Origin of the sequence: Enterococcus avium ATCC 14025 (genome assembly GCF_000406965.1) — a bacterium.
GTDB lineage: Bacteria > Bacillota > Bacilli > Lactobacillales > Enterococcaceae > Enterococcus_A > Enterococcus_A avium.
On record NZ_KE136362.1, the window covers coordinates 247,790 to 272,647 of the forward strand.

At 41.3% G+C, this 24,858-nt stretch carries 19 protein-coding genes; 14 read left to right on the forward strand and 5 right to left on the reverse strand.

The window, feature by feature from the left end; all coding sequences use genetic code 11:
* Window positions 1-21 precede the first annotated feature (21 nt).
* The 4 genes from OMU_RS08365 to OMU_RS08380 are packed head-to-tail and all read left to right on the forward strand — an operon-like array spanning window position 22 to window position 4,797.
* Window positions 22-1,104: a BMP family lipoprotein gene (locus OMU_RS08365; protein WP_016179493.1), complete on the forward strand. Its 1,083-nt coding sequence runs from the start codon at window positions 22-24 to the stop codon at window positions 1,102-1,104.
* A 60-nt stretch (window positions 1,105-1,164) separates the two neighbouring features.
* Entirely contained in the window at window positions 1,165-2,727 is a 1,563-nt protein-coding gene (locus tag OMU_RS08370; protein ID WP_016179494.1) for an ABC transporter ATP-binding protein, read from the forward strand.
* On the forward strand, window positions 2,720-3,847 hold the full coding sequence (locus OMU_RS08375) for an ABC transporter permease (RefSeq protein WP_016179495.1): 1,128 nt from the start codon (window positions 2,720-2,722) through the stop codon (window positions 3,845-3,847). The genes OMU_RS08370 and OMU_RS08375 overlap by 8 nt, the downstream gene beginning before the upstream one ends.
* The gene (locus tag OMU_RS08380) at window positions 3,844-4,797 is read left to right on the forward strand and encodes an ABC transporter permease (RefSeq protein WP_016179496.1); all 954 of its coding nucleotides are present in this window, start codon (window positions 3,844-3,846) and stop codon (window positions 4,795-4,797) included. The genes OMU_RS08375 and OMU_RS08380 overlap by 4 nt, the downstream gene beginning before the upstream one ends.
* 44 nt (window positions 4,798-4,841) lie before the next feature.
* Here the strand turns inward: OMU_RS08380 and OMU_RS08385 are convergent, their stop codons facing one another.
* Window positions 4,842-7,436, reverse strand: coding sequence for a YfhO family protein (locus OMU_RS08385; protein WP_016179497.1), 2,595 nt, complete (start codon window positions 7,434-7,436; stop codon window positions 4,842-4,844).
* Between the two features lie 385 nt (window positions 7,437-7,821).
* On the reverse strand, window positions 7,822-8,010 hold the full coding sequence (rpmB, locus tag OMU_RS08390; protein WP_010747188.1) for a 50S ribosomal protein L28: 189 nt from the start codon (window positions 8,008-8,010) through the stop codon (window positions 7,822-7,824).
* A gap of 323 nt (window positions 8,011-8,333) precedes the next feature.
* Here rpmB and OMU_RS08395 point away from each other — a divergent pair, with 323 nt between their 5' ends.
* From OMU_RS08395 to acpP, 5 genes are all read left to right on the forward strand, one after another.
* On the forward strand, window positions 8,334-8,696 hold the full coding sequence (locus tag OMU_RS08395) for an Asp23/Gls24 family envelope stress response protein (protein ID WP_010742791.1): 363 nt from the start codon (window positions 8,334-8,336) through the stop codon (window positions 8,694-8,696).
* A gap of 29 nt (window positions 8,697-8,725) precedes the next feature.
* Window positions 8,726-10,408, forward strand: coding sequence for a DAK2 domain-containing protein (locus OMU_RS08400; protein ID WP_016179498.1), 1,683 nt, complete (start codon window positions 8,726-8,728; stop codon window positions 10,406-10,408).
* A gap of 144 nt (window positions 10,409-10,552) precedes the next feature.
* The gene (recG, locus tag OMU_RS08405; RefSeq protein ID WP_016179499.1) at window positions 10,553-12,586 is read left to right on the forward strand and encodes an ATP-dependent DNA helicase RecG; all 2,034 of its coding nucleotides are present in this window, start codon (window positions 10,553-10,555) and stop codon (window positions 12,584-12,586) included.
* A 250-nt stretch (window positions 12,587-12,836) separates the two neighbouring features.
* Entirely contained in the window at window positions 12,837-13,838 is a 1,002-nt protein-coding gene (gene plsX / locus OMU_RS08410) for a phosphate acyltransferase PlsX (protein ID WP_016179500.1), read from the forward strand.
* Between the two features lie 117 nt (window positions 13,839-13,955).
* On the forward strand, window positions 13,956-14,201 hold the full coding sequence (gene acpP, locus OMU_RS08415; protein ID WP_034875629.1) for an acyl carrier protein: 246 nt from the start codon (window positions 13,956-13,958) through the stop codon (window positions 14,199-14,201).
* Between the two features lie 46 nt (window positions 14,202-14,247).
* Here the strand turns inward: acpP and OMU_RS08420 are convergent, their stop codons facing one another.
* Window positions 14,248-14,853 carry an HAD family hydrolase gene (locus OMU_RS08420; RefSeq protein ID WP_016179502.1) on the reverse strand — a complete coding sequence of 202 codons (606 nt, stop codon included), beginning with the start codon at window positions 14,851-14,853 and terminating at the stop codon, window positions 14,248-14,250.
* A gap of 43 nt (window positions 14,854-14,896) precedes the next feature.
* Entirely contained in the window at window positions 14,897-15,400 is a 504-nt protein-coding gene (locus OMU_RS08425) for a cysteine hydrolase family protein (protein ID WP_016179503.1), read from the reverse strand.
* Window positions 15,401-15,567: 167 nt separating this feature from the next.
* Between OMU_RS08425 and rnc the strand changes: the two genes are divergently transcribed.
* From rnc to ftsY, 4 genes are read left to right on the forward strand one after another with little or no spacing between them, the layout of a single operon-like run.
* Window positions 15,568-16,263, forward strand: coding sequence for a ribonuclease III (gene rnc, locus OMU_RS08430; protein ID WP_016179504.1), 696 nt, complete (start codon window positions 15,568-15,570; stop codon window positions 16,261-16,263).
* A 35-nt stretch (window positions 16,264-16,298) separates the two neighbouring features.
* A complete protein-coding gene (gene smc / locus OMU_RS08435) occupies window positions 16,299-19,892 on the forward strand; it encodes a chromosome segregation protein SMC (RefSeq protein ID WP_016179505.1) in 3,594 nt (1,197 codons plus the stop codon).
* Window positions 19,889-20,704, forward strand: a complete 816-nt coding sequence (locus tag OMU_RS08440; protein ID WP_016179506.1) for a Cof-type HAD-IIB family hydrolase — start codon at window positions 19,889-19,891, stop codon at window positions 20,702-20,704. Before smc ends, OMU_RS08440 begins: the two co-directional genes overlap by 4 nt.
* A gap of 13 nt (window positions 20,705-20,717) precedes the next feature.
* Window positions 20,718-22,100 carry a signal recognition particle-docking protein FtsY gene (gene ftsY / locus OMU_RS08445; protein WP_016179507.1) on the forward strand — a complete coding sequence of 461 codons (1,383 nt, stop codon included), beginning with the start codon at window positions 20,718-20,720 and terminating at the stop codon, window positions 22,098-22,100.
* 95 nt (window positions 22,101-22,195) lie between these two features.
* On the opposite strand, the gene OMU_RS23565 is transcribed toward ftsY, so the two are convergent.
* Entirely contained in the window at window positions 22,196-22,393 is a 198-nt protein-coding gene (locus tag OMU_RS23565) for a hypothetical protein (RefSeq protein WP_016179508.1), read from the reverse strand.
* A 172-nt stretch (window positions 22,394-22,565) separates the two neighbouring features.
* Here OMU_RS23565 and gshAB point away from each other — a divergent pair, with 172 nt between their 5' ends.
* The gene (gene gshAB, locus OMU_RS08455; RefSeq protein WP_016179509.1) at window positions 22,566-24,827 is read left to right on the forward strand and encodes a bifunctional glutamate--cysteine ligase GshA/glutathione synthetase GshB; all 2,262 of its coding nucleotides are present in this window, start codon (window positions 22,566-22,568) and stop codon (window positions 24,825-24,827) included.
* Window positions 24,828-24,858 lie beyond the last annotated feature (31 nt).

Genomic DNA, 24,858 nt, shown 5'->3' on the forward strand with positions numbered 1-24,858 from the left:
CAAAAATAGGAGGATTTCAAAATGAAAAACACAAAACTTTTTTCTTTAGGTGTTGTTGCAATGGCAGCTTTAATGACGATCAGCGGGTGCGGTGGTGGAAATAAGAGCAGTGCAACAGGCAAAGAGGATAGCGATCATAGTGTTGTGATGGTTACGGATGTCAGCGGGGTAGATGATAAATCCTTCAACCAATCTGCTTGGGAAGGATTGCAGAAGTGGGGAAAAGAGCAGAAGTTCAAACGCGGGATCGGCGGGTATGACTATATTCAATCCAATGAGATCGCCCAGTTCGCCTCTAACATTGACACGGCTGTATCGAATGGCTTCAAGACGGTTTTCGGGATCGGATACCTTTTAGCGGATTCGATCGAAGCAGCGGCGGGACAAAATCCCGAAACGAATTTTGTCATTATTGATACGGTGATCGAAGGAAAGGATAATGTCGTTTCGGCGACCTTTAGAGATAACGAAGTCGGCTATCTCGCTGGTGTCTCAGCTGCTTATACGACCAAAACCGATAAGGTTGGATTTATTGGCGGAGAAGAGGGCAAAGTCATTGATCGTTATGAAGCTGGATTTACCAAAGGTGTAAAGGATACTGCGAAGAAATTAAATAAGGATATTTCCGTTGACGTGAAATATGCGGCCTCCTTCGGCGATCCAGCCAAGGGGAAAGCCTTAGCAGCGAATATTTATCAAAATGGAGCAGACATTATTTATCAAGCTGCCGGCGGTACCGGTGCAGGGGTGTTCTCAGAAGCAAAAGCGTTGAATCAGGATAAAAATGAAGCAGACAAAGTTTGGGTGCTTGGTGTGGATCGTGATCAACAAGAAGAAGGCGGCTATAAATCAAAAGATGGGAAGGAAAGTAATTTCTGTTTAGCTTCAACGGTCAAATCGGTTGGCGTGGTCGTGCAGGATATCTCGACTCGAGCGCTAGAGGATAAATTCCCGGGCGGAAAGCATTTATCCTTTGGGTTGAAAGATGGCGGCGTGGAGATGACAGACGGCTATTTGAGTGATGAAGCAAAGGCGGCCGTAAAAGATGCCAAAGAACAAATCATTGCCGGTGATGTAAAGGTTCCGGAAACACCGGAAGATTAGACTGATCGTGCCCGCTGATCTTGGCGGGCACTCTTTGAACAGGAGAGGTGTGAATGAAAAATGACAGAAGAGCAATATGTCATTGAGATGCGGAAGATCACCAAGCAATTTGGTGATTTCAAAGCGAATGACGAGATCAATCTGAAAATTCGGAAAGGCGAGATCCATGCTTTATTAGGAGAAAATGGAGCAGGTAAATCAACACTGATGAACGTGTTGTCAGGGTTATTGCAGCCGACTTCCGGTGAGATATACATGGATGGCCAAGCAGTCAAAATTACGAGTCCTACTAGAGCAAATCAGCTAGGAATCGGGATGGTCCATCAGCATTTTATGCTGGTCGATGCGTTTACGGTTACGGAGAATATTATTTTAGGTAGTGAAATGAGCACTAACGGTATGCTGGATACGCAAAAAGCCAAGGAAGAAATCACTCGTTTGTCCAATGATTATGGATTACAGGTCGATCCAGATGCGTATATCCGAGATATATCGGTCGGGATGCAGCAGCGGGTAGAGATTTTGAAAACGTTATATCGCGGTGCAAATGTTTTGATCTTTGATGAACCAACAGCCGTCTTAACACCGCAGGAAATTGACGAGCTGATCGAGATCATGGCGACATTAGTCAAAGAAGGAAAATCGATCATTTTGATCACTCATAAACTTGATGAGATCAAAAAGGTAGCGGATCGTTGTTCAGTTATTCGAAGGGGACGCTACATCGGAACCGTTGATGTGGAGGATGTTAGTTCGCAGGAGTTGGCAGATATGATGGTTGGCCGTTCCGTTTCTTTTAAAACAGACAAACAGGCAGCCAATGTTGGCGAAGTTGTTCTGTCGATCAAAGATTTAGTCGTGAAGGAAAGCCGCGGACTTGAAGCGGTCAAAAATTTAAGCTTAGAGGTTCATCGCGGAGAAGTGTTAGGGATCGCCGGTATTGATGGCAACGGACAATCAGAATTGATCCAAGCATTGACTGGATTGCGTAAGATCGAAAGCGGCACTATCACCATTAATGGTAAAGATGCCACGAATAATAAGCCAAGAGAAATCACCGAGATAGGTGTTGGACACGTGCCGGAGGATCGGCACAAATACGGTTTGGTTCTACCCTTGCCTTTGTCCGAAAATATTACGTTGCAAACTTATTATCAAGAGCCGTTTAGTAAAAAGGGTATTTTAAATTTTACTGAAATTCAACAATACGCTAAGCGTTTGATCGAAGAATACGATGTACGGACGACAAGCGAACAGGCACCAGCAGCTTCTCTATCTGGCGGGAATCAGCAAAAAGCGATCATCGCCCGGGAAGTTGATCGTGATCCAGAACTATTGATTGTCGCACAGCCAACACGCGGTCTGGATGTCGGGGCAATCGAATATATTCATAAGCGTTTAGTAGAGCAGCGAGATAAAAATAAGGGTGTTCTGCTGGTGAGCTTTGAGTTAGATGAAATTCTAAATGTTTCTGATCGTATTGCCGTTATCCATGCAGGTGAGATCGTCGGAATCGTTGATTCAAAGGAAACATCGGAAAATGAATTGGGCTTATTGATGGCTGGCTATAGCTTGGATGATGCGCGAAAAGAGTTAGTAAAGGTTGGTGAAACAAATGAATGATCGTTCAGCACAGATCAGAAATGCTTTGGTTCCGATTATTTCAGTGATTCTAGGCTTTTTGCTTGGCGGACTATTGATGTTAGTAACAGGATATAACCCGATCATGGGGTATCAAGCGATGTTCCGCTCGGCGTTTCAAAGCAGTATCTCAGTCGGTGAAATATTAGTTGGTGCGGGACCTTTGATTTTTACAGCTTTAGGCTTTTCGGTAGCGAATTCCGCGGGGTTTTTTAACGTTGGGCTATCTGGACAAGCTTTGTGCGGCTGGGTAGCAAGTATTTGGGTCGCGCTGAGCATGCCGACAGCGCCCAAATTAGTCGTTGTACCATTAGCAATTATTGCAGGAGCGTTGGCGGGAGCTGTAGCGGCGGCGATCCCAGGACTGCTACGGGCCTATTTCGGAACGAGCGAAGTAATCGTCACCATCATGATGAATTATGTATTGTTGTATACGGCCAATCATCTGGTGAACAATGTCATGTCACCGGATATCATCTCCAATAAGGGCGTGACGAAAATCGTAGGAACCAACGGCTTGTTGCGAGAACCGTGGTTGACCAATCTTTTTGGCGGGTCGCGGGTCAATCTGGGATTTGTTTTGGCTCTGATTTTTTTAGGCTTGGTTTGGTTTTTGATGAAACGAACGACTTTAGGATTTGAGATCCGATCTGTCGGGATCAATCCATTCGCTTCTGAATATGCAGGAATGAGCAGCAAGCGTACGATCGTGATCTCGATGATTATTTCTGGACTGCTAGCAGGTTTAGGGGGTGTGGTTCAAGGGTTAGGCACTTTTGGGAATTATTTTGTTCAGGGTTCTTCTATCAGTATTGGATTTGATGGTATGGCAGTCTCGTTATTAGGAAATGGCGGTTCAGTCGGGATTCTTTTGTCGACCTTGTTATTCAGTATTTTGAAGCTTGGTGGACAGGGAATGCAGTTTGCTGGTGTTCCTAGTGAACTGGCAAATAGTGTCATTCCGCTGATCATTTTCTTTGTGGGAATTAATTATGTGGTTCGCGTTGCTTTGACAAAAGTTCGCATGGCAAAAAAAGCAGAAGAAAAGAGCGAAGAGGTAAAAATGCAGACGCTAAAGCAAGAAGGAGTTGATTTGGAATGAACATTCAATTGTTAGGCTCGCTGATTTCCCAAACACTCGTTTATTCTGCCCCATTGATTTTGACGGCGCTAGGTGGTGTGTTCTCAGAACGCAGCGGTATTGTCAATGTCGGGCTAGAAGGAATCATGGTGACCGGAGCGTTTAGTTCAGTTATTTTTAATTTAAGTTTTGCGAACCACTTTGGAGCATTTACTCCTTGGTTAGGGGTATTAGTTGGAGGAATCATCGGATTATTATTTTCATTGTTGCATGCTGTGGCGACGATAAATTTTCGAGCGGATCATGTAATTAGCGGAACCGTGATGAATCTATTAGCTCCTCCATTGACGATTTTTCTTATCAAGGTAATGTATGGAAAAGGGCAAACCGATACGATCCAAGAGCAGTTTGGTTATTTCGATTTTCCTGGATTAAGTAAGATTCCGATTATTGGTGATTTATTCTTCAGTAAGACCAGCTTGCCTGCTTATTTTGCGATTGTTGTCGCTTTAGCTGCTTGGTTCATTATTTATAAGACAAAATTCGGACTGCGTTTACGTTCAGTCGGAGAGAATCCGCAGGCAGCCGATACGCTAGGAATCAACGTTTATGCGATGCGTTATGCAGGAGTAATGATTTCAGGTTTTCTTGGCGGCGTGGGTGGTGCTGTATTTGCTCAATCAATCGCAGGCCGTTTCGCGATAACGACGATCGCAGGACAAGGATTTATTTCACTGGCAGCGATGATCTTTGGAAAATGGAATCCGCTAGGGGCTATGGGTGCAGCGATGTTCTTTGGCTTTGCACAAAATTTGAGTATTGCTGGAGCCAATCTACCGGTTATTTCGCAGATTCCAGATGTTTATTTACAATCGGCTCCTTATGTATTAACAATCCTTGTATTAGTGCTCTTCTTAGGTAAAGCTACCGGGCCAAAAGCAGGGGGAGTCAACTATATCAAATCAAAATAATTTGTATAAAAAACAGGAGGCTCATGTTGAGCCTCCTGTTTTGCTTATTGACGTTGATCTTTTTTCGATTTCAACATTCGCAGATAAAGAACGAACATCCCGATCGCTACTATGAAGGAAACAGCACCGGCAATAAAGCCTTTTGGCATATAACTGAAAGTTACTTTGTGTTTGCCCTTTGGTACATGGATACTGACAAAAGCGTTTTGGAAGGCTTTTGTCTCGACTTTTTTACCATCGATTTTGGCAGACCAGCCTTCATCATATGGAATAGTCGTGATCAATGTTTGGGCTTTATTGCTGTTTACAGTTCCTTCAGCACTGTGTTTGCCGACTTTCATGTCTACACCGTTATCTTTAATCTTATCTACTGCTAGTCGATAAGCGACTGTATCCAAAGCTAAAACTTGTGGATTCTGGAAGCTAATGGATTTTGTTCCATAGAAGCTGGCAGTAAAGGTAACCATCGTTGCTTGTTGGTAATAGCCTAAATCATAATATTGTCCGCTGATCCCAATTTGCGCTTGCCGCGTTTGGCCGTTAGCGGTGACGGTCGCTGTTGAGCTTTCTAATTCAGCGAAATCGTAAGGATAGAGACTCAGATAAGCTTGTGTATTTGCGGGAACTTGAACCTTCCAAGTAACGTCTTTTGCCACGTTTCCTTGTTTTTCGGTAATTGTTGTAATATTCCCCGCGTTAGTGACGTTAGCATTTTTTGTGTCTATTTGCGTAATCGGTAAAAACTGGAAGTATTGGAACTGTTCTTGCGATAAAGCGTTAAATAATTGTGTTTGTGTACCTAGATTATCATTTGGTGAAGCCTGTAGTTTATCGATGCTCTGCGGTGCAGTGAAGGCTAATGGCAAGGCATAATTATTCTCGAAAAGATTATACTCGCCGACGCTATTTTTCTTAGTAAAACCATATTTATTCAAGTTTTTCGTTTTGGCAATATTGTATTTAATTCCAGTAAAGGCATCCGCTAATAACGTATTGTTTTGATAACGAATATTGAGACTAGTTCCTCGCGAGCGGAAGCCCAACTGATCCATATAACCAGAAGAATGTCGGTTACGGATCGAAGAGAACATGCTGATACCGCTATAACCATAATTAAAGGCATCATTAGAGGAAACAGGATCCAGATTTTCCAGCCGATAAAAGCTATCATTCTCATTTTTCGTTTCGTCGACTAAAGCCTTGATCGAAGGATATGGCTCCGTATAAAGGCTGCGCGACGCATAATTCCAATCCTTTAAAATGCCTTGTGTCATAAAGCTACTATTAATAAATGCCTCTGAAGACATCAATAGCAGTAATAGTATACTTAGCGCTTTTAATGGAATCTTGTTGTAATGATGTGCGGTAAAAATCAGCGCATAGACAGCCAAGAAACCAAGTGTGATATATAAGGAACTATTTTTGAGATAATCGTAGTCTTTTCCCTTCATACCCCAGAAAATCGCAAAGAGAGCGATCAGCATCAGACAGGCAGCGACTAATTGCAAAATATTTTCTCGATCTAATTTCTCCCATCCCCATGCAGCTAATGTAATCACTAAAAATGAGAGCAGGTAGGCATAACGGAATAGGAACATATTTGGCGCATGCATCCCGTGCCAGAATAAATTCATTGGCTGGATATAAAAGCTTGCGATCAAGATTGCGGCTACTGCTCCATAAGCAAGTTTATTTTTCCACGGTATTTTTTTGCAGATAAAGAAAAATAGACAGAAAGCTAATGGCAAAAGTCCAATATAAATAAAAGGAATCGAACCATATTTCGTCGTATCATACGATCCAACGAAATTTTTAGCAATAAAATCCCACCAGCTTGTCGCTTCTGTTTTAAAGGTCGTGATCTGTGTCAATTCCTCACCGTTAGCACGAAGGTCTAGAATTGACGGTAAAATCATAATCATAGATGCAAAGCCAGCTAATAGCGAAGTGAAGCCGTAGGGAATAATACTTTTTTTGTAGCTTTTCCAATTGGTAATCAAACGGGCGATGAAATAGAGGACCGAGAAGACACCGATCATAAAGCCCATATAAAAACTGGTCAAAAACAGCATTAAATAGGAAACAAATAGAACGATCGTTTTTTTCTGATCCATCACGCGATTGATTCCCAAGATGATCAGAGGCAGATAGACAAACGCATCCAGCCACATAATAATTTCTGAATGGGCAATAGCAAAAGACATCAATGCATAAGTAGTGCTTAAAGCCACGCGTGACCAATTAGGCAGCTTGAAGCTACTTTTCGCATAAAACCAAAAAGCTAATCCTGCTGCCCCGATTTTTAACAGCGTAAGAAAATACAACGCATCGGGCATCAGCTGATTAGGAAAGAAAATTACTAACGGAGTAAAAAAACCACCGAGATAATAGGAAACCAGTGATAAATAATTTAACCCCATAGAAGCATTCCAGGTATATAAAAAGCCTTGCTTACCTAAAAGCATATTGCGAAAACTTGCATGAAAATTCGAAAACTGTGAAAAGGCATCACTGGCTAAAATACTACGACTTGATCCGGGATAAATACCGATCGTCAAGTAAACAATCACCATAATTAAAAATGGCAGGAAAAAGCTGGCCAGTAAATACCAACGGTTTTCTTTAAGGTAGTTCTTCATATAAAAATCACCAAACTTCTTTCAACAGACTATTCAAATTTTACCATATAAGTGCCGAAAATAATGTGAAAGAGGTGTGAAGCCAAAGCTAAGAATTTAAAAATGAGCTTGCTCTATTATAAATAAGCAAGCAAAAAAGAGCCGAATCGATCGGCTCTTTGAATTAATAAATTATCTACAAAATAGTAATGTTAAAACACTTAGGGTTCTACGAATACTTAAAACCATGCTGAAATTGAAAGCTAGTTCACATCTTTCTGATGATTTAAAAAACAGTCTGAAACTATAAAGTAAGCGAAGACAGAACTTTGCTTTCTGTGAAAAATAGAAGAAACAAAAAAACCGTTCGTAACTGAACGGTTTGATATTGTTTGATTGGATAATATTAAACGCGCTCAACTTTTCCAGATTTCAAAGCACGAGTTGAGACCCAAACTTTTTTAGGTTTTCCGTCCACTAAAACGCGAACTTTTTGTAAATTAGGTTTTACAGTACGTTTCGTAGCGTTCATAGCGTGAGAACGGTTATTTGCACTTCTTGTTTTACGACCAGTAAAATAGCAAACTTTTGCCATGTGTAGTTTCCTCCTTTAGCCTTGATATTGGAGCGCTTCTTTGGCTCATACTAAAATAAAATAGCACAAATTGACAAGATTGGCAAGTGGATTTTTTTAGAAAGATTGACATTCTAAGGATTTGCAGGTAAATTATACTCTGTTAGCGTAAAAATTTTTAACAAAAGTTTTGATGCAAGAAAGTTAGCAGAAATCTGCGTCAACGCAGGGAGCGCCCTATTAGCAAATCACAATGGAACTTTCTTTTATTTGTCATAGGGCTATGATAAACTATTATAGTAGAAAAAATGGGCAATTAGGCCTATTTAAGGAGGCTAACAACTATGGCTGTGAAAATTAATACACAGACTGGTATGATCGAAATTTCAAACGACGTCATCGCGACGGTTGTCGGCGGTGCAGTTACTGACGTGTTTGGTATCGTCGGTATGGCTAGCAAAAATCAAATCAAAGACAATATCACAGAAATTTTAAGAAAAGAAAATTATTCACGCGGCGTCGTTGTACGTCAAGAAGAGAATGGTATCGCAGTCGACGTCTACACGATTGTCAGCTACGGCACGAAGATCTCAGAAGTATCGCGCAATGTCCAAGAAAAAGTGAAATACAATTTGGAAACGATGCTTGGGGTAACAGCTAACTCAGTGAATGTCTATGTTCAAGGTGTACGTGTTCTGCCAGACTAAAGGCAGCGTTCTTAAGGAGGACTAAGTAAGTGAAGGTAACAGAAATCAGCGCGAGTCAATTCCAAGAAATGGTTGAGGCTGGCGCTAAACGTCTGCAAGTTAATGCAGAATATGTCAATTCGTTAAACGTTTTTCCCGTTCCCGATGGCGATACTGGGACGAATATGAATCTATCGATGACCAGCGGTGCGACTGCTGTAGTCAACTCTGCTTCAGATAAAGTTGGTGAATTAGCCAACGTTTTGGCGAAAGGTTTGTTGATGGGTGCCCGGGGGAACTCAGGCGTTATCTTGTCACAATTATTCCGCGGTTTTTCTAAAGCAATTTTAGATGTGGATACATTAAATGCAGAGGATTTAGCGAAAGCCTTAGTTCATGGGGTAGAAACAGCTTATAAAGCAGTCATGAAACCTGTAGAGGGAACAATTTTGACTGTCGCACGTGAATCAGCGAAGGCTGGGGAACGCAAAGCTAGACAAACAGATGACGTGGTCGAAGTGATGTCAGCTGTTGTCAAATATGGGAAGAAAGCATTAGATAAAACACCGGACATGTTGCCAGTTTTGAAAGAAGTTGGCGTAGTCGATAGTGGTGGTCAAGGCTTATTGTTTATTTATGAAGGCTTTTTGAACGCCCTTAATGGTGAGTTCCAAGCAGATGATACGTATGAACCAAGTCCGGCTGAAATGGACGAAATGGTCAATGCCGAACATCATCGCAGTGTGCAAGGTCAATTAGCAACAGAAGATATCAAGTTTGGTTATTGTACTGAAATTATGGTTCGTTTAGGTGAAGGTCCAACTGTTGATAGCAATTTTGATTACGATACTTTCCGCAACTATTTAGATGGTATTGGTGATTCGTTATTAGTCGTTAATGATGATGAGATTGTCAAAGTGCATGTGCATACAGAACATCCAGGGGAAGTCATGAATTATGGCCAAAAATTTGGCGCTTTGATTAAGGTCAAAGTTGATAATATGCGCTTGCAACATGAAACAATTTTGGAACATGACGAAGAAGTAGCTGAATTCGAAGCCGCTCCAACAGAACGTAAACCCTATGCAGTGATCGCTATTGCTGCTGGTGAAGGTGTTCAAGAGTTATTCAAGAGCCTAGGAGCAGCCTACGTAATCAGCGGCGGTCAAACGATGAACCCAAGTACCGAAGATATCTTAAAGGCGATCAAAGAGGTTAACGCTGATCAAGTAATCATTTTGCCGAATAATAAAAATATCTTTATGGCAGCTGATCAAGCAGCAGAAGTTGCTGACGTTCCTGTGGCAGTTGTTCCAAGTAAAACAGTCTCTCAAGGGATGACTGCGATGTTGGCCTTCAATGGAGAACAAAGCCTAGAAGAAAACAAAACAGCAATGACTGAAATGCTTGACTCTGTAGTTAGTGGTCAAATCACGAATGCGATTCGCGATACAGCGATTGATGGTGTAGAAATCCACGAAGGCGACTATTTAGGTATGGTCGATGGTAAAATCATTCTTTCTGAAGCGGATAAATACCAAGCGACGTTAGATACTTTAAACAAAATGATTAGTGAAGATATCGAAATCATTACGATCATTGTTGGTGAAGAAGGAACACAGGCTGAGGCTGAAAAATTAAGCGAAGCGATCGAAGCAAGCTACCCAGACCTAGAAGTTGAGATCCACGAAGGAAAACAACCGGTCTATCCATACTTGCTTTCAGCAGAATAATATGAAAAAGTCGGAAGGAGTGGGCCAAGAATATCTGGCTCGCTCCTGTTTTTTTAGGAAAATGACCCCCTTATCTCCGAAATAATTGCCGATAGACAGAATTTAGCATTTGAAAAACGTATTTTAATTGAAAGGAGGCTGTTTATGCCGATTCAAGAATCTGTGTCGGTGCTGCCTGGTGTAGGACCGAAGCGTGCACAAACGTTAGCTGATTTAGGAATCGTAACGATCGAGGACTTATTGAGCTACTATCCTTTTCGTTATGAAGATATTCAGGAAAAAAATTTATTAGAAATCAATGACCAGGAAAAGGTTACATTAAAAGGTGTAATCGTCTCGGCGCCAGTGGTTAGTCGTTTTGGCTACAAAAAAAGCCGGTTGCAGTTTCGAATGATGCAAGATCACGCGGTCTTTATGGTCTCCTTTTTCAATCAACCCTATTTGAAAGACAAAGTCGAAGTTGGTGAAGAGTTGGCGGTTTATGGAAAATGGGATGCTAAGCGAAAATCGCTGACTGGAATGAAGATTTTAGGTGGTAAGCAGACGGAAGAATACGCGCCAATCTATCACGTGACTAAGGCTATCCGTCAAAGTACCTTAGTTGATTTAATCAAAGTAGGATTTGAAAAATTTGGTGATCAGGTAACAGAAAACTTGCCAGATTATTTATTGGAAAAGTATCGCTTGATGCCACGAAAGCAAGCGATGCGGGCAATGCATTTTCCTAAAGATCCAAAGGAAAATCAGCAAGCAAAACGACGAGTGGTTTTTGAAGAGTTTTTCCTCTTTCAAATGCGGATGCAAGGGTTGAAGAAAAGTGAACGTAGCGAGAAGAATGGAATCGCGATCCGTTATGATGTCGAACGCTTGAAGCAGTTTACGCAAAAGCTGCCTTTCGAATTGACTGACGCCCAAAAACGTGTGACCAATGAGATTTGCTACGACTTACGCAGCAAGAAGCATATGCAACGTTTGCTTCAAGGGGATGTTGGGAGTGGTAAGACGGTTGTGGCGGCAATCGCCTTATATGCTACCATGACGGCTGGCTTTCAAGGAGCGTTGATGGTGCCAACAGAAATTTTGGCTCAGCAGCATTTAGAAAGTTTGAATCAACTATTTGATCCATTCGAATTAACAACTGCATTACTAACTGGTTCTACCAAAACCAAAGAACGACGCGCGATTTTAGCTGGTTTAGAAAATGGGGAAATTGATGTGGTGATCGGGACTCATGCGCTGATCCAAGATGATGTACAGTTTGCTAGTCTCGGATTGGTCATTACTGATGAACAGCATCGATTTGGAGTGAATCAACGAAGAGTTTTGCGAGAAAAAGGACTGCATCCAGATGTTCTATTCATGACAGCAACACCGATTCCGCGAACTTTGGCAATTACTGCTTATGGTGAAATGGACGTATCAATCATCGATCAAATGCCGGCAGGCCGAATCCCTGTTAAAACTAGCTGGATCAAACCTAAACAACTGGAGCATACCTTGGATTGGGCGAAGCAGGAGTTACAGGCGGGGCATCAGCTGTATGTAATCTGTCCTTTGATTGAAGAATCAGAAGCGTTGGATGTGAAAAATGCGACGGAGATTTATGAGCATTTAAAGGAATACTATGCACCTACTTATCAGGTCAGTTTGCTACATGGGAAAATGAAGAATGCAGAAAAAGAAACAATCATGGAAGAATTCAAAGAGAATCAAAGTCAGATTTTAGTTTCAACGACTGTTATTGAGGTCGGAGTCAATGTACCAAACGCAACGGTGATGTTTATTATGGATGCGGATCGTTTTGGCTTGGCCCAGCTGCATCAATTGCGGGGACGGGTCGGACGTGGTTCGGATGCGTCTTATTGTATATTGGTAGCAAGCCCCAAAAATGACATGGGGAAAGAGCGCATGAAAATCATGACTGAGACTAACAATGGGTTTGTATTGAGTGAAAAAGATCTAGAATTACGCGGACCTGGTGAAGTCTTTGGCTTCCGTCAATCTGGATTGCCGCAATTCTTGATCGCTGATCTGGTAAATGATGCAAATGTTTTAGAAGTGGCACGAGATGAAGCCAATCAAATTTGGCAGGTAGAAAATTGGCGTCAGCAACCAGCTTTCGCACCATTAGCAGGAGCGTTGAAGCCTACTGAAACTGGAGAAACATATTTCGATTGAGTGTGCTATACTGTAGAAAAATTAAAAAGCAGTCAGTCTTATGCCCTGTTTCTATCAGAGAAGCTGGCGGATATACGACTTAAAACTCAGACTTATTTTCTAGAAAAAATAAATACATTAAAACGAAAAAGGATGCTAGTTCCTCTTGATGCTGTAGCATATTAGAGGAATAGTATACGGCTTGAGAATCAGACTTATTTTTCAGAAAGAAAAATAAATACATTAAAACGAAAAAGGAGAGATTTTTCTCATGAAAATTGCTGTAGACGCAATGGGTGGCGATTTCGCACCAAAAGCGATCGTGGAAGGTGTAATGTTAGCCCAAAAGAATCATCCGGAAATTGAATTTCAACTATATGGAAAAGAAGACGCGATTCGTCAATATATAACAAATGAAAAGAATATTACGATCATTCATACGGATGAAAAGATCAATAGCGATGACGAACCAGTGAAGGCTATCCGTCGTAAGAAAAATGCCTCAATGGTTTTAGCCGCTCAAGCGGTTAAAGAAGGCAAAGCCGATGCGATTTTCTCAGCAGGAAATACGGGGGCGCTATTAGCTGCTGGTTTGTTTGTAGTGGGACGAATCAAAGGAATCGAACGTCCAGGCCTGATGTCTACATTGCCAGTTTTAAATGGGGACAGCGGTTTTGATATGCTTGATTTGGGTGCGAATGCAGAAAATAAAGCAGAGCATATCCATCAATATGCAATTTTGGGATCATTTTATGCGAAGCATGTTCGTGGAATTGAAAATCCTCGTGTGGGCTTATTGAACAATGGTACAGAAGAAACCAAAGGCAGCGAGTTAACGAAAGAAGCCTACAAATTTTTACAAGCAGAAGAGAGTATCAACTTTATTGGAAATGTAGAAGCACGTGAACTGTTAAACGGTGCTGCCGATGTCGTTGTAACAGACGGATTTACTGGAAATGCTGTTTTAAAAACGATTGAAGGAACAGCTATGGGTTTGATGAGCTTGATTAAAGGAAGTATCAGTGATGCTGGGGTTAAAGGGAAAATGGGTGCTCTTATGCTGAAGGATACATTATACGGTCTAAAAGACAAATTGGACTATTCCTCTCATGGAGGTGCCGTTTTATTTGGACTGAAGGCTCCTGTGATTAAAACCCATGGATCTACCGGACCTGAAGCAGTGGCAAATACCATCGATCAAATTTACACGATGCTAGACACGAATGTTGTTGGGCAATTGGTCCAGTTTTTTGAAGCACCTAAGGATGAATAAGAACCACGCCAATTTCGTGAAAAAGGTAGACAAAGCAATCAAACATCAGTAAAATGAACTGTGACCTTCTGGTAAAACATAGACGAATAATAGTTGATCAGGCGGAGGTGAATGTTGTTGACTCGTGAAGAAGTATTTAGCAAAGTTGCTGAAATAATTTCAAATCACTTTGAAATCGATAAAGATAAAGTGACGGTTGAATTGAGTATCAAAGACGATTTAAATGCAGACTCAATCAGTATCATGGAATTTGTTTTGGAATTAGAAGATGAATTCGGAACAGAAATTTCTGACGAAGACGCTGAAAAAATTGAAACAGTTGGAGCTGCAGTTGATTACATTATGGAAAACAACCAAGCTTAACAAAAAAAGGTGCACCAGCAATTTGCTGGTGCACCTTTTTTAACAGTTACAAAACCCCAAGGGCAGTCAAAGCTTTTTCTAGTGCTGAAAAATTTCTTTTAAAGTGAAAACCGTTCATCCCGGTTTCTTCAGCGGCTAAGATATTCGCTGCTGAATCATCGATGAAATAGCACTCGGCAGGATTTAAGCGGAAATGGCTGTAAAAGGTCCGGAAGATTTCATGCTCTGGCTTAGATAATTTCCAATCTGAGGAAATAAAGATGCCATCAAAAATACTGTGACTAGGGACTTTATCTTCATAAAGATAATAATCCTGCGGGGCATTTGAAAGGATATAGAGAGACAAACCTTTTTCTTTCAACCGTTTAGGAAGTTCCTCCATTTGTGGTATAGCATTCAGCCCGATATACCAAGTGTCCAGCAAGTCTTCGGCGATAGCATGCAATTCTTTTGGAAGCCGTGATTTTGCGGAGGTTAAAAGTTCCTCCCGATTCATCGTTCCCTTATCGAAACGCAGCCAGTCCACAGAACCAAAAATTTCGGACATAAGCATCTTTTGTTGATCCTTATCTGCAGTTTTTTCCATGACAAAACGTGGTGGATCAAAATCAACTAAAACATTTCCTAAATCAAACACAATATTTTTTATCATTCAAAGCCCTCCTAACAAGTAGATAACGTCTATTAAAATCCTTTTATTGAACAAGCTGCAAAAAACGTTTATTCCAAATATTTTCGTAAAAAGCGATGGTCTCTTCAGCAGAGAGAAAATCATTGTCATAGGTGGTTGACCCATTTTTCAGCATGGTTAATTGATAGCCTAAGCCATGGGCAAATTTTACAGTAGCGTCAATGCAGTACTGGGTTTGAGCGCCACAGATTTCCAAGCTGGTGATGTTTTTCTGCTGTAAATTTTTTTGTAAATCAGTATGGTAAAAGGAATTTGCGTGAGTCTTCTGAATCATAAGATCGTTCGGTTTGCGATCAAGTTCCTCTACGATTTCCCAGGTTTCTGAATGTGGAACCAAAATTTCGTCACAATGCTGAACAAAGAGAATCAATTTATTTTGTTCTCGGTAGCGCTGGATACGCAGATTGACAGTAGTAATTAACTCAGAAAAATGGTTGATCGTTTCTCCGTCAAAGCAAACACCCTTTTGTAAATCAATAATCAATAATGCATCAGAAAGATTTTCCATCGAAATTTCTCCGGTCGTTTTCTTTACTTTAGCATTTTTTAGATGTAAGAAGAGAAAAGTTCGTTGAATCTTTGAAAATTTCTTACTATAACGACTTCTGATTTAAAATTCACAGAAAAAACAGTATAATAGAGCGTGATGGAAATCTCAAAAAAAGGAATGAGCCCATGGATACACAGTTGATCAATGAATTGAAAGAAAACTACGACATCGTCTTTCACGATGTGAACTTATTGGAACAGGCGTTTACCCACTCATCATATGTGAATGAACACCGTAATATGAATATTTCAGATAATGAACGGTTAGAATTTTTAGGGGACGCTGTCTTAGAAATTCAAGTATCGGACTATTTGTATCACCATTATCCAAACTTACCGGAAGGACGTTTGACGCGTTTGCGTTCGGCGATTGTGCGAGAAGAAAGCTTATCAAAATTTGCAAAAGAATGTCATTTTGATCACTATATTATGTTAGGTAAGGGCGAAGAAAATTCTGGCGGGCGTGATCGTGCAGCGTTATTGTGTGATCTATTCGAGGCTTTCTTAGGGGCCTTGTATTTGGATCAAGGCTACGATGTGGCGCTACGTTTTATTCAAACGGTCGTTTTTCCAAAAATCGAAGCAGGTGTTTTCACGCGGGAAATGGATCACAAGACACGCCTGCAGGAAGTGTTGCAAAAAAGCGGAGATGTGACGATCGATTATCGTTTAGTCAATGAAGAAGGTCCGGCTCACGAACGGATTTTTACAATTGATGTATATGCGGATGATCGTTTGATTGGTTCAGGACAAGGTAAATCGAAAAAACTAGCAGAGCAAGATGCAGCGGAAAAAGCATTGATTAAGATTGCTGCAAATTAGTTTATATTTCCTGGGAAAATTTTAGGAGGAACATTTTGTATTTAAAACGAATTGAGATCGCTGGCTTCAAGTCTTTTGCTGATCGTACCAAGATCGAATTTGAAGAAGGCGTGACAGCGGTCATTGGGCCAAACGGCAGCGGAAAAAGTAATATCACTGAAGCAATTCGCTGGGTACTCGGAGAACAATCGGCAAAAAGTCTACGTGGCGGCAAGATGCCGGATATTATTTTCGCTGGTTCAGAATCACGAAAGCAGTTGAATATTGCCGAAGTAACAGTAGTATTGGATAATACCGATAATTATTTACCGCTAGGCTTTAGTGAAGTTAGTGTGACAAGACGTTATCGCCGAACAGGTGAAAGTGATTTTTTCATAAATAAAAAAGCCTGTCGTTTGAAAGATATTCAAGATTTATTCATGGATTCTGGTTTAGGGAAAGAATCCTTCTCGATTATTTCGCAGGGAAAAGTCGAGGCGATATTTGCCAGTAAGCCGGAAGATCGCCGAGGAATCTTTGAAGAAGCGGCTGGCGTCTTGAAATACAAGCAGCGAAAACGCAAAGCGGAGCAGAAGCTTTTTGAAACGGAAGATAATTTGAGCCGTGTTCAGGATATCATTTATGAATTAGAAGATCAGCTGACTCCTTTAGCTGCTCAAAGCGAAGCAGCCAAGGAGTTTTTGGCGCTCAAAAAAGAATTAACTGCGACGGATGTCAGTTTAACAGTTGCGAAGATTAAACAAACACGTGATTCTTGGGAGTCAGCGAAGACAGATTTTGAAGAACTCTCCAAAACAGTTGAAGAAAAAAGCCATTTTATCCAGCAAACTGAACAGCAGTTAGGCATGTTGAGAGAAAAACGCGGTTCATTGGATGAGCTGCTGGAAACTGGGCAGCAGCAATTGCTGCATTTATCCGAGGCGTTGAAGCAGACTGAGGGGCAAAAAGCATTATTAAGTGAACGCTCAAAGAATACGCAAAAGACCAGCGCAGAATACCGCGAAACATTGAACGAGCAGCGTAAGAAAAAAGCCGATGCACAGGCGAACTTGCAGGAAGTTCAAACGCAACAGGCGGATAAACAAACTGAAAAGATCGCCTTAGAAAAAAAAATCCAGCAGCTGACAAATGAAGCGGAGAAATACAAGAAATCGCCGAAGGAACTCTTGGAGGATTTGCGTGGTACTTATGTTGAATTGATGCAAGAGACTGCAAATGTCAGCAATGAATTAAAGTATTTAGAACGTCAATACACACAAGAGACTGCTAAGAACCAACAGAGTGTGACACGCTTTGAAGCGTTGCGAGATCAACTAGAAGAATTGACGGAGCAGCAGAGCGCAGCGCAGACGAAAACTAAAACGCTTGAAGCTCAGTTGACGGAAGAACAAGAACACTACCGACGCTTAGCGGAAGAGAAAAACGTGGCACAGCAGCAATTGCAAAAAGAACAGCAGTTAATGTATGACATGATGAGTCAGGTTCAACAAGCGCGTGCGCGACAAAAAAGTCTGCAAGAGATTCAGGAAAATTATAGCGGCTTTTATCAAGGTGTCCGCAGTGTTTTACAGCACAAAGAACAATTAAGCGGGATCGTCGGTGCAGTAGCAGAGCTGATCGAGGTTCCAGAAAAGTATACCTTGGCGATCGAAACGGCCTTAGGAGCATCGGCACAGCACATTATCGTAGAAAATGAGAAGGATGCACGGCAAGGGATCACGTTTTTAAAAAAACAACGTAGCGGTCGTGGCACCTTTCTACCGTTAACAACGATTAAGCCACGTAGTTTAGGGGCTCATCACTATCAAGCAATCAAAGACGTAGACGGCTTTTTAGGTATTGCCAGTGAACTAGTTTCTTTTTCAGAAAATGTTGCTCCAGTCATGCAAAATTTATTAGGAGCGATCGTTATTGCTCGAGATCTTGATAGTGCTAATCTACTTGCTCGTCAACTGCGTTATCAAGTTCGTGTAGTTTCCTTAGATGGAGATGTGATGAATGCTGGCGGATCAATGACCGGTGGCGCTACGAAGCAAGGAAATCGTGGGAATTTGTTTAATCAAGGACACGAATTAGCTGAATGGACCAAACGTTATGAAGAAATCAATCAGGCGTTACAGGCAAAAGAAGCATTTGTCCGTGATTTGCAAGCAAAGGTTGCGGATCAGACGGAAAGTCTAGAAACATTACGGACACAAGGTGAACAAACGCGGTTGGCATATCAAGAAGCGCAAAGTAGTGAAGAACGTGTTGTAACGGAATTAACACGTTTGCAAAAGGAACAGAGCTTGTTTTCTTATGAAGCGAAAGAGCTGGAAAGCTTCTTGAATGATTATCAAGTACAAAAAGAAACGTTGGAATTTAAGCAAGTCGAATTGAAAACCCAGCAAGATAAGATCAATCAAGAAATCCAACAGCTTAATGAAGAGAGCGACCAGCTAGAAGAAAAGCGTGCCGGTATTAATGCGGAATTGAGTCGCTTACAGGCGGACTATGCAGTATTAGATGAACGGCTGTTGTATTTAGAGCGGCAAGCACTAGGTTTTGAAGAACAGATTAACGAGTTGACCAATCAGATTGTAAACTTAGAAAATCAATTACTAGCACTTTCAAGTGATTCATCGGATCATGAAGAATCAGAAGAAAGTCTAACCCAACGTTTGACAGAATTAGCTACAGCACGAGAACATTTGCAGGAGCAGCTGGCTGTTTGGAAAGAAATGCGGCAAGGTCTGCAGCAGCAAGTGGATCAAGCAGATAGTGAGTTGACTGAAGCCAATCGCGAGCAGAAACAGTTATTAGCACGTCAATCACAAGCCGATGTCCAAAAAAACCGTTACGAGTTGAAATTGGACAATGCTTTGGCGTATTTGCAAGAAGAATATAGTTTGACTTTTGAAGGTGCGGAAGCACAAGCGGACCCTGAAATTGATCAGCAGGTTGCGCAAACGGAAGTTAGTCGCTTGAAGCAAGCCATTGAAAAGCTTGGACCAGTCAACCTAAACGCCATCGAACAATACCAGCAAGTGGAAGAACGCTATGATTTCCTAACGACGCAGCGAGATGACTTATTATCGGCGAAGGAGCAGCTGTTCGAAACGATGGATGAAATGGATGATGAAGTTAAAACGCGTTTCTTCACGACCTTCCAAGCGATTCGTGAAAAATTCAATGTGGTTTTTCCAAATATGTTTGGCGGCGGTCGAGCGGAATTAGTATTGACAGATCCTGATGATTTATTGAATACCGGGATCGAAATCGAAGCTCAACCTCCAGGTAAAAAACTGCAAAGTTTATCCCTGCTTTCTGGTGGTGAACGGGCCCTGACGGCGATTGCGTTACTATTCTCGATCATCCAAGTCCGTCCCGTACCGTTCTGTGTGTTAGACGAAGTCGAAGCGGCGTTGGATGAAGCAAATGTTGCCCGTTTTGGTCGCTATCTGAGTGCCTTTCAAAACGATACACAATTTATCGTGGTTACTCATCGTAAAGGAACGATGGAAGCAGCAGATGTGCTTTATGGTGTCACAATGCAAGAATCCGGCGTCTCGAAAATTATTTCAGTGCGCCTTGAAGAAGTGAAGGAAGATGGGAAATTTCAAGTGAAGGAAGGGGAACTTCGGAAATGATAAAATTAATCGCGATTGACTTAGATGGTACGCTATTGACGGATGCTAAAACAATCTCTGATACAAATAAAGAAATATTGGCAAAAGCGAAAGCACGGGGTGTGAAGATTGTGATCTGTACAGGCCGTCCTTTAATCGCTATCAAGGATTACTTAGCAGAGCTAAATTTGCTTGATGCAGATGATTATTCGATCACTTTCAACGGCGGGTTAATCCAGACCAATACCGGTGAGATTTTAGGCAAGACAGCGATGGATTTGGCAGATGTAAAACATATCCATCAGCTGTTAGAAAAAATTGATTTACCGATGGATGTTTTATCAGATGCTTTATGTTTTCAGCTTGAGACATCAGCGGCTCATCCTTCAATCTATCCAACGATGAACAAGGCTTTAACTTACGTTTCGAAAACGATAGAAGCATTAAAAGAGGATGCGCTATACAATAAAGTTGTCTCAGCTGTGGATGTGGATTATTTAGATCAGCAGATGGCGTTGATCCCAGCAGAAGAATATGAGCGCTTTGAGATATTTAAAACACGGCCAAACTTACTAGAGTTTATGCCAAAGGGCGTGACTAAAGCCTTTGGTCTCTCTGTTTTAGGAGAACATCTCGGGATCGCAGCGAATGAAATGATGGCCTTAGGTGATGAAGCCAATGACTTATCCATGATTAATTATGCTGGTATGGGTGTAGCGATGGAAAATGCTACTGACGGCGTTAAAACGGCGGCCAATTTTGTCACTAGAACGAATCAAGCGGATGGGGTGGCACATGCCATTCAAAAATTCGTATTCGATGAATGGAAATAAGGGGGGATTTTACATGGGATTATTTGACCGCATAAAAAAAGCCTTTAGTGGTGAACAGAATGAAGAACCTGAAAAGCAAGAAGAAGTCGTTGAAGATCAATCAGTCTCCGAGGATCGCGATGAGGTAGAAACCGGGGAAGTAGTTGAAACACCAAGCAGTGAAGAATCCACTGCTGATACGGATGAGGAGCAAGAAGGGAAACCGGAAGAATCGTTTGAGCAAATCGAAAAATCAATGGAGCTTCCGCAAGAAATACCAACACAAGAATCAAAAAGTGATGATTTAGAAGTAAAAGAAGAGCCTGTCGATTCAGCAATTGGTAGTGAAGAAGTTCAGGTTGAACAGACAGAAATTGAATCCACACCTATAGAACTGAAAACAGAATCGGAATCGATAGAAGTTTCAGAGCTGGAATCTGAAAACATAGTTCCTGCTGAACCTGAGCAACCGGAAGAAACCGTTCAAGAGAAATACGACAAAGGTCTAGAGAAGACTCGAAAATCATTTGGTGAACGAATGAATGAGTTGTTTGCTCGTTTCCGTCGAGTGGATGAGGATTTCTTCGAAGATTTGGAAGAAACCTTGATCGGTGCCGATGTTGGTTTCGATACTGCTATCAAACTAACAGATTCATTACGGCAAGAGGTCAAGCTGAAAAATGCTAAGAAACCGGCTCAAGTTCAAAATGTCATCATTGAGAAATTGGTCGACATTTATGAAGCGGAAGGCATCAACGAGAATAATGCAATTAATCTGCAAAACGATGGATTGAGTGTGATTTTGTTCGTGGGTGTGAATGGGACTGGTAAAACTACCAGTATTGGAAAATTAGCGAACCAATACAAAAACGAAGGCAAGAAAGTCTTACTGGCTGCAGCAGATACGTTTCGTGCAGGTGCGATTGATCAATTAGTTGTTTGGGGGCAGCGTTCAGGTGTTGAAGTTGTTCGCGGCAATGCCGGCGGTGATCCAGCAGCTGTAGTATTTGATGCTGTTGACAAAGCTAAGAAGGAAAATTATGATGTTCTGCTGATTGATACTGCAGGAAGATTACAGAATAAAGTCAATTTAATGAACGAGCTGGAGAAAATCAAACGCGTCATTCAACGAGAATTTCCAACAGCTCCTCATGAAGTGTTATTGGTCGTAGATGCGACGACAGGACAAAATGCGCTAGTTCAAGCACGACAATTTAAAGAAACAACAGACGTTACTGGTTTGGTCTTAACGAAATTGGATGGAACAGCTAAGGGTGGTATTGTTTTGGCAATTCGCAATGAGTTGCATTTGCCTGTTAAATTAGTTGGTCTAGGAGAAGGCTTAAATGATCTGGAAGCTTTTAACCCAAATGATTTCGCAGTCGGTCTGTTTAAAGGATTATTGAAAGAAGAGTAAAAAAGAGCTGTTGAGTCCACCTCAACAGCTCTTTTTGCAATTTTTAAAGTATAGATGTTAGTTACAAATAATGATTGGCTGTTTAGCAAAATGGGCTAGTGCTTTTCTTGAAAGTAAGGTGGAACGTGTAGACTGACCTTGTTTTGTCGGGCATTCGCGTCCATTATCTTCTGGATATCATCGCAATGAAATTGGTGCTGACGATGTGGGCGCAGCATTACAAATTCTTTAGTCCCACTCTTTTGACTTAGATGAGAGGGATCGTTTGTCATCGATTGATTTTTTTCCTGCATAAGCTAGGCCTCCATTCTTTTTAATAAAAGACGTGTAGTGATTTTTTTGATTAATCTTTTTGTTATTAAGATTTAATCATATTATCATATTTAATACTATCTTTTTTTAAGCATTTTCGTTCTGTTTCTGGATATTCTTCTATATAATGTAGCATGGGAGGGCTATGGACAAATGAATACAAAAAAAATGATGACACAAGAAAAGGTGAAGCCTTTTTTACTGCAAGCGCGTTATGGAATTGAAAAGGAAAGCCAAAGAGTGACTTTAGACGGAGATCTTGTACAGACCGATCATCCGACATCTGTAGGAAATCGGAGCTTTCATCCTTATATTCAAACAGATTTTTCTGAAACACAATTGGAGTTGATTACGCCAGTTACTGAGTCTGTTGACGAAGTATTGGCTTATTTAGAAGCGATTCATGATGTGGCGCAACGGAGTATGCCAAAGGATGAGATGATGTGGCCATTTTCTATGCCGCCAGCACTTCCGGAGAATGAAGGAGATATTCAGATAGCGAAATTAGAGCGACATGCGGATGTTTTGTATCGTCGGTATCTAGCTCGTGAATACGGCAAGCGGAAGCAAATGGTAAGTGGGATTCATTTTAATTTTGAATATGGCTTAGATTTGATTCGGCAATTGCATTTAGCATGCGAGGAAGAGGTTTCAATGGAGGTCTTCAAGACTCGTTTATATATGAAAATCGCTCGCAATTTTTTACGTTATCGTTGGCTGCTGACCTATTTATTTGGAGCAAGTCCACTTAGCGAAGCACGCTATTTTGATGATGAAGATCGTCCAAAGGAGCCTGTTCGCAGTATTCGTACCAGTCATTATGGGTATGTGAATAAGCCAGATGTGCAGGTCTCTTATGAAACTTTGTCGCGATATAGTGAAGATCTCGCTGAGAATGTTGCCTTAGGTCGTTTGTCTGAAGAAAAAGAATTTTATGCGCCAATCAGGATGCGTGGAGGCAAAAAAGTTGCAGATCTATTTCATACAGGAATTCGTTATGTGGAATTACGTAATATTGATTTGAATCCCTTTGACCGCGTCGGAATTGATGCAGCTGAGATTGAATTCATCCATTTGTTCATGCTCTATTTACTATGGACAGACGAAAAATTACCAGCAGATGAATGGGTAGCTGAAGGTAATCGTATTAGTGATGTGGTTTCTTTAGAGAATCCTGCAAAAACAACGGCTTATTTAACAGAAGGACAAGCGATTTTTGCTGAAATGCTGCAAATGGTGGATGAATTAGAAATAGAGGGTGCCGAACTGCTGAAGAAATATCAAGCATGGCTGGATTATCCGGAAGAAACGCTAGCTGCAAGAATATTAGCCCTGGATGAAGCAAACGGTCAAGCTGCTGTAGCAACTGAATTGGGGCGTAAGTTTTATGAACAGGCTTGGGCGTATCCGTATCAATTGGCGGGCTTTCAAGAAATGGAACTGTCAACACAGAATTTATTATTTGATGCGATTCAAAAGGGGATCGAAACAGAAGTGCTGGATCGACAAGATCAATTTGTGAAACTACAGCACGACGAACATCAGGAATTTGTCAAAAATGGCAATATGACTAGCAAAGACACATATATTGCGCCATTATTGATGGCAAATAAAACAGTCACTAAAATCGTACTATCTCGAGCGGGTTTTCGTGTGCCAGATGGTGAAACGTTTGGTTCGATGGATGACGCGAAGAAGGCCTATCCGCGATTTGCTCAAAAAGCGTTTGTCATTAAACCAAAATCAACGAATTATGGCTTAGGCATTACGATCTTTAAGGGTGAAACGTCAATAACCGATTTCAATGCAGGTTTAGCACTGGCTTTTGCAGAAGACGATGAAATCATTATTGAAGAATTTCTGCCAGGAACGGAATACCGATTTTTTGTGATTGATCATCAAGTAAAGGCCGTTTTACTGCGAATACCAGCGAATGTAATTGGTGATGGTGAACGTTCAATCGAAGAATTAGTTGCTGAAAAGAATGACAACCCTTTACGAGGGACGAATCATCGGTCACCATTAGAGAAAATCCAATTAGGTGATTTGGAGCAGTTAATGTTGAAAGAACAAGGATTGCGAATCGACAGTATTCCTGAAAAAGGTCAACAGGTCTTCTTGAGAGAAAATTCAAATGTATCCACCGGCGGAGACTCCATTGATGTTACGGATGATATTCATGAAAGCTATAAGCAGCTGGCGGTAGATGCAGTAGAAGTACTAGGCGCCAGCATCAGCGGCATTGATTTGATCATCCCTGATAAGGACAAGCCATATGAGACACACGAGGATTATGGAATTATCGAAGCAAATTTCAATCCGATGATGCACATGCATATCTATCCCTATGCTGGGAAGAGTCGGCGTTTAACGTTGGATGTGCTGCGTTTCTTATATCCTGAAATGACAATCTAAAAAAAATAAATCCACGCTGCATTGGCAACGT

Bases quoted from the DNA above. Each gene is read 5' to 3' on its own strand.
- OMU_RS08365 (WP_016179493.1), top strand. From the start codon at position 22: ATGAAAAACACAAAACTTTTTTCTTTAGGTGTTGTTGCAATGGCAGCT.
- OMU_RS08370 (WP_016179494.1), top strand. From the start codon at position 1,165: ATGACAGAAGAGCAATATGTCATTGAGATGCGGAAGATCACCAAGCAA.
- OMU_RS08375 (WP_016179495.1), top strand. From the start codon at position 2,720: ATGAATGATCGTTCAGCACAGATCAGAAATGCTTTGGTTCCGATTATT.
- OMU_RS08380 (WP_016179496.1), top strand. From the start codon at position 3,844: ATGAACATTCAATTGTTAGGCTCGCTGATTTCCCAAACACTCGTTTAT.
- OMU_RS08385 (WP_016179497.1), bottom strand. From the start codon at position 7,436: ATGAAGAACTACCTTAAAGAAAACCGTTGGTATTTACTGGCCAGCTTT.
- rpmB (WP_010747188.1), bottom strand. From the start codon at position 8,010: ATGGCAAAAGTTTGCTATTTTACTGGTCGTAAAACAAGAAGTGCAAAT.
- OMU_RS08395 (WP_010742791.1), top strand. From the start codon at position 8,334: ATGGCTGTGAAAATTAATACACAGACTGGTATGATCGAAATTTCAAAC.
- recG (WP_016179499.1), top strand. From the start codon at position 10,553: ATGCCGATTCAAGAATCTGTGTCGGTGCTGCCTGGTGTAGGACCGAAG.
- plsX (WP_016179500.1), top strand. From the start codon at position 12,837: ATGAAAATTGCTGTAGACGCAATGGGTGGCGATTTCGCACCAAAAGCG.
- OMU_RS08420 (WP_016179502.1), bottom strand. From the start codon at position 14,853: ATGATAAAAAATATTGTGTTTGATTTAGGAAATGTTTTAGTTGATTTT.
- OMU_RS08425 (WP_016179503.1), bottom strand. From the start codon at position 15,400: ATGGAAAATCTTTCTGATGCATTATTGATTATTGATTTACAAAAGGGT.
- rnc (WP_016179504.1), top strand. From the start codon at position 15,568: ATGGATACACAGTTGATCAATGAATTGAAAGAAAACTACGACATCGTC.
- OMU_RS08440 (WP_016179506.1), top strand. From the start codon at position 19,889: ATGATAAAATTAATCGCGATTGACTTAGATGGTACGCTATTGACGGAT.
- ftsY (WP_016179507.1), top strand. From the start codon at position 20,718: ATGGGATTATTTGACCGCATAAAAAAAGCCTTTAGTGGTGAACAGAAT.
- OMU_RS23565 (WP_016179508.1), bottom strand. From the start codon at position 22,393: ATGCAGGAAAAAAATCAATCGATGACAAACGATCCCTCTCATCTAAGT.
- gshAB (WP_016179509.1), top strand. From the start codon at position 22,566: ATGAATACAAAAAAAATGATGACACAAGAAAAGGTGAAGCCTTTTTTA.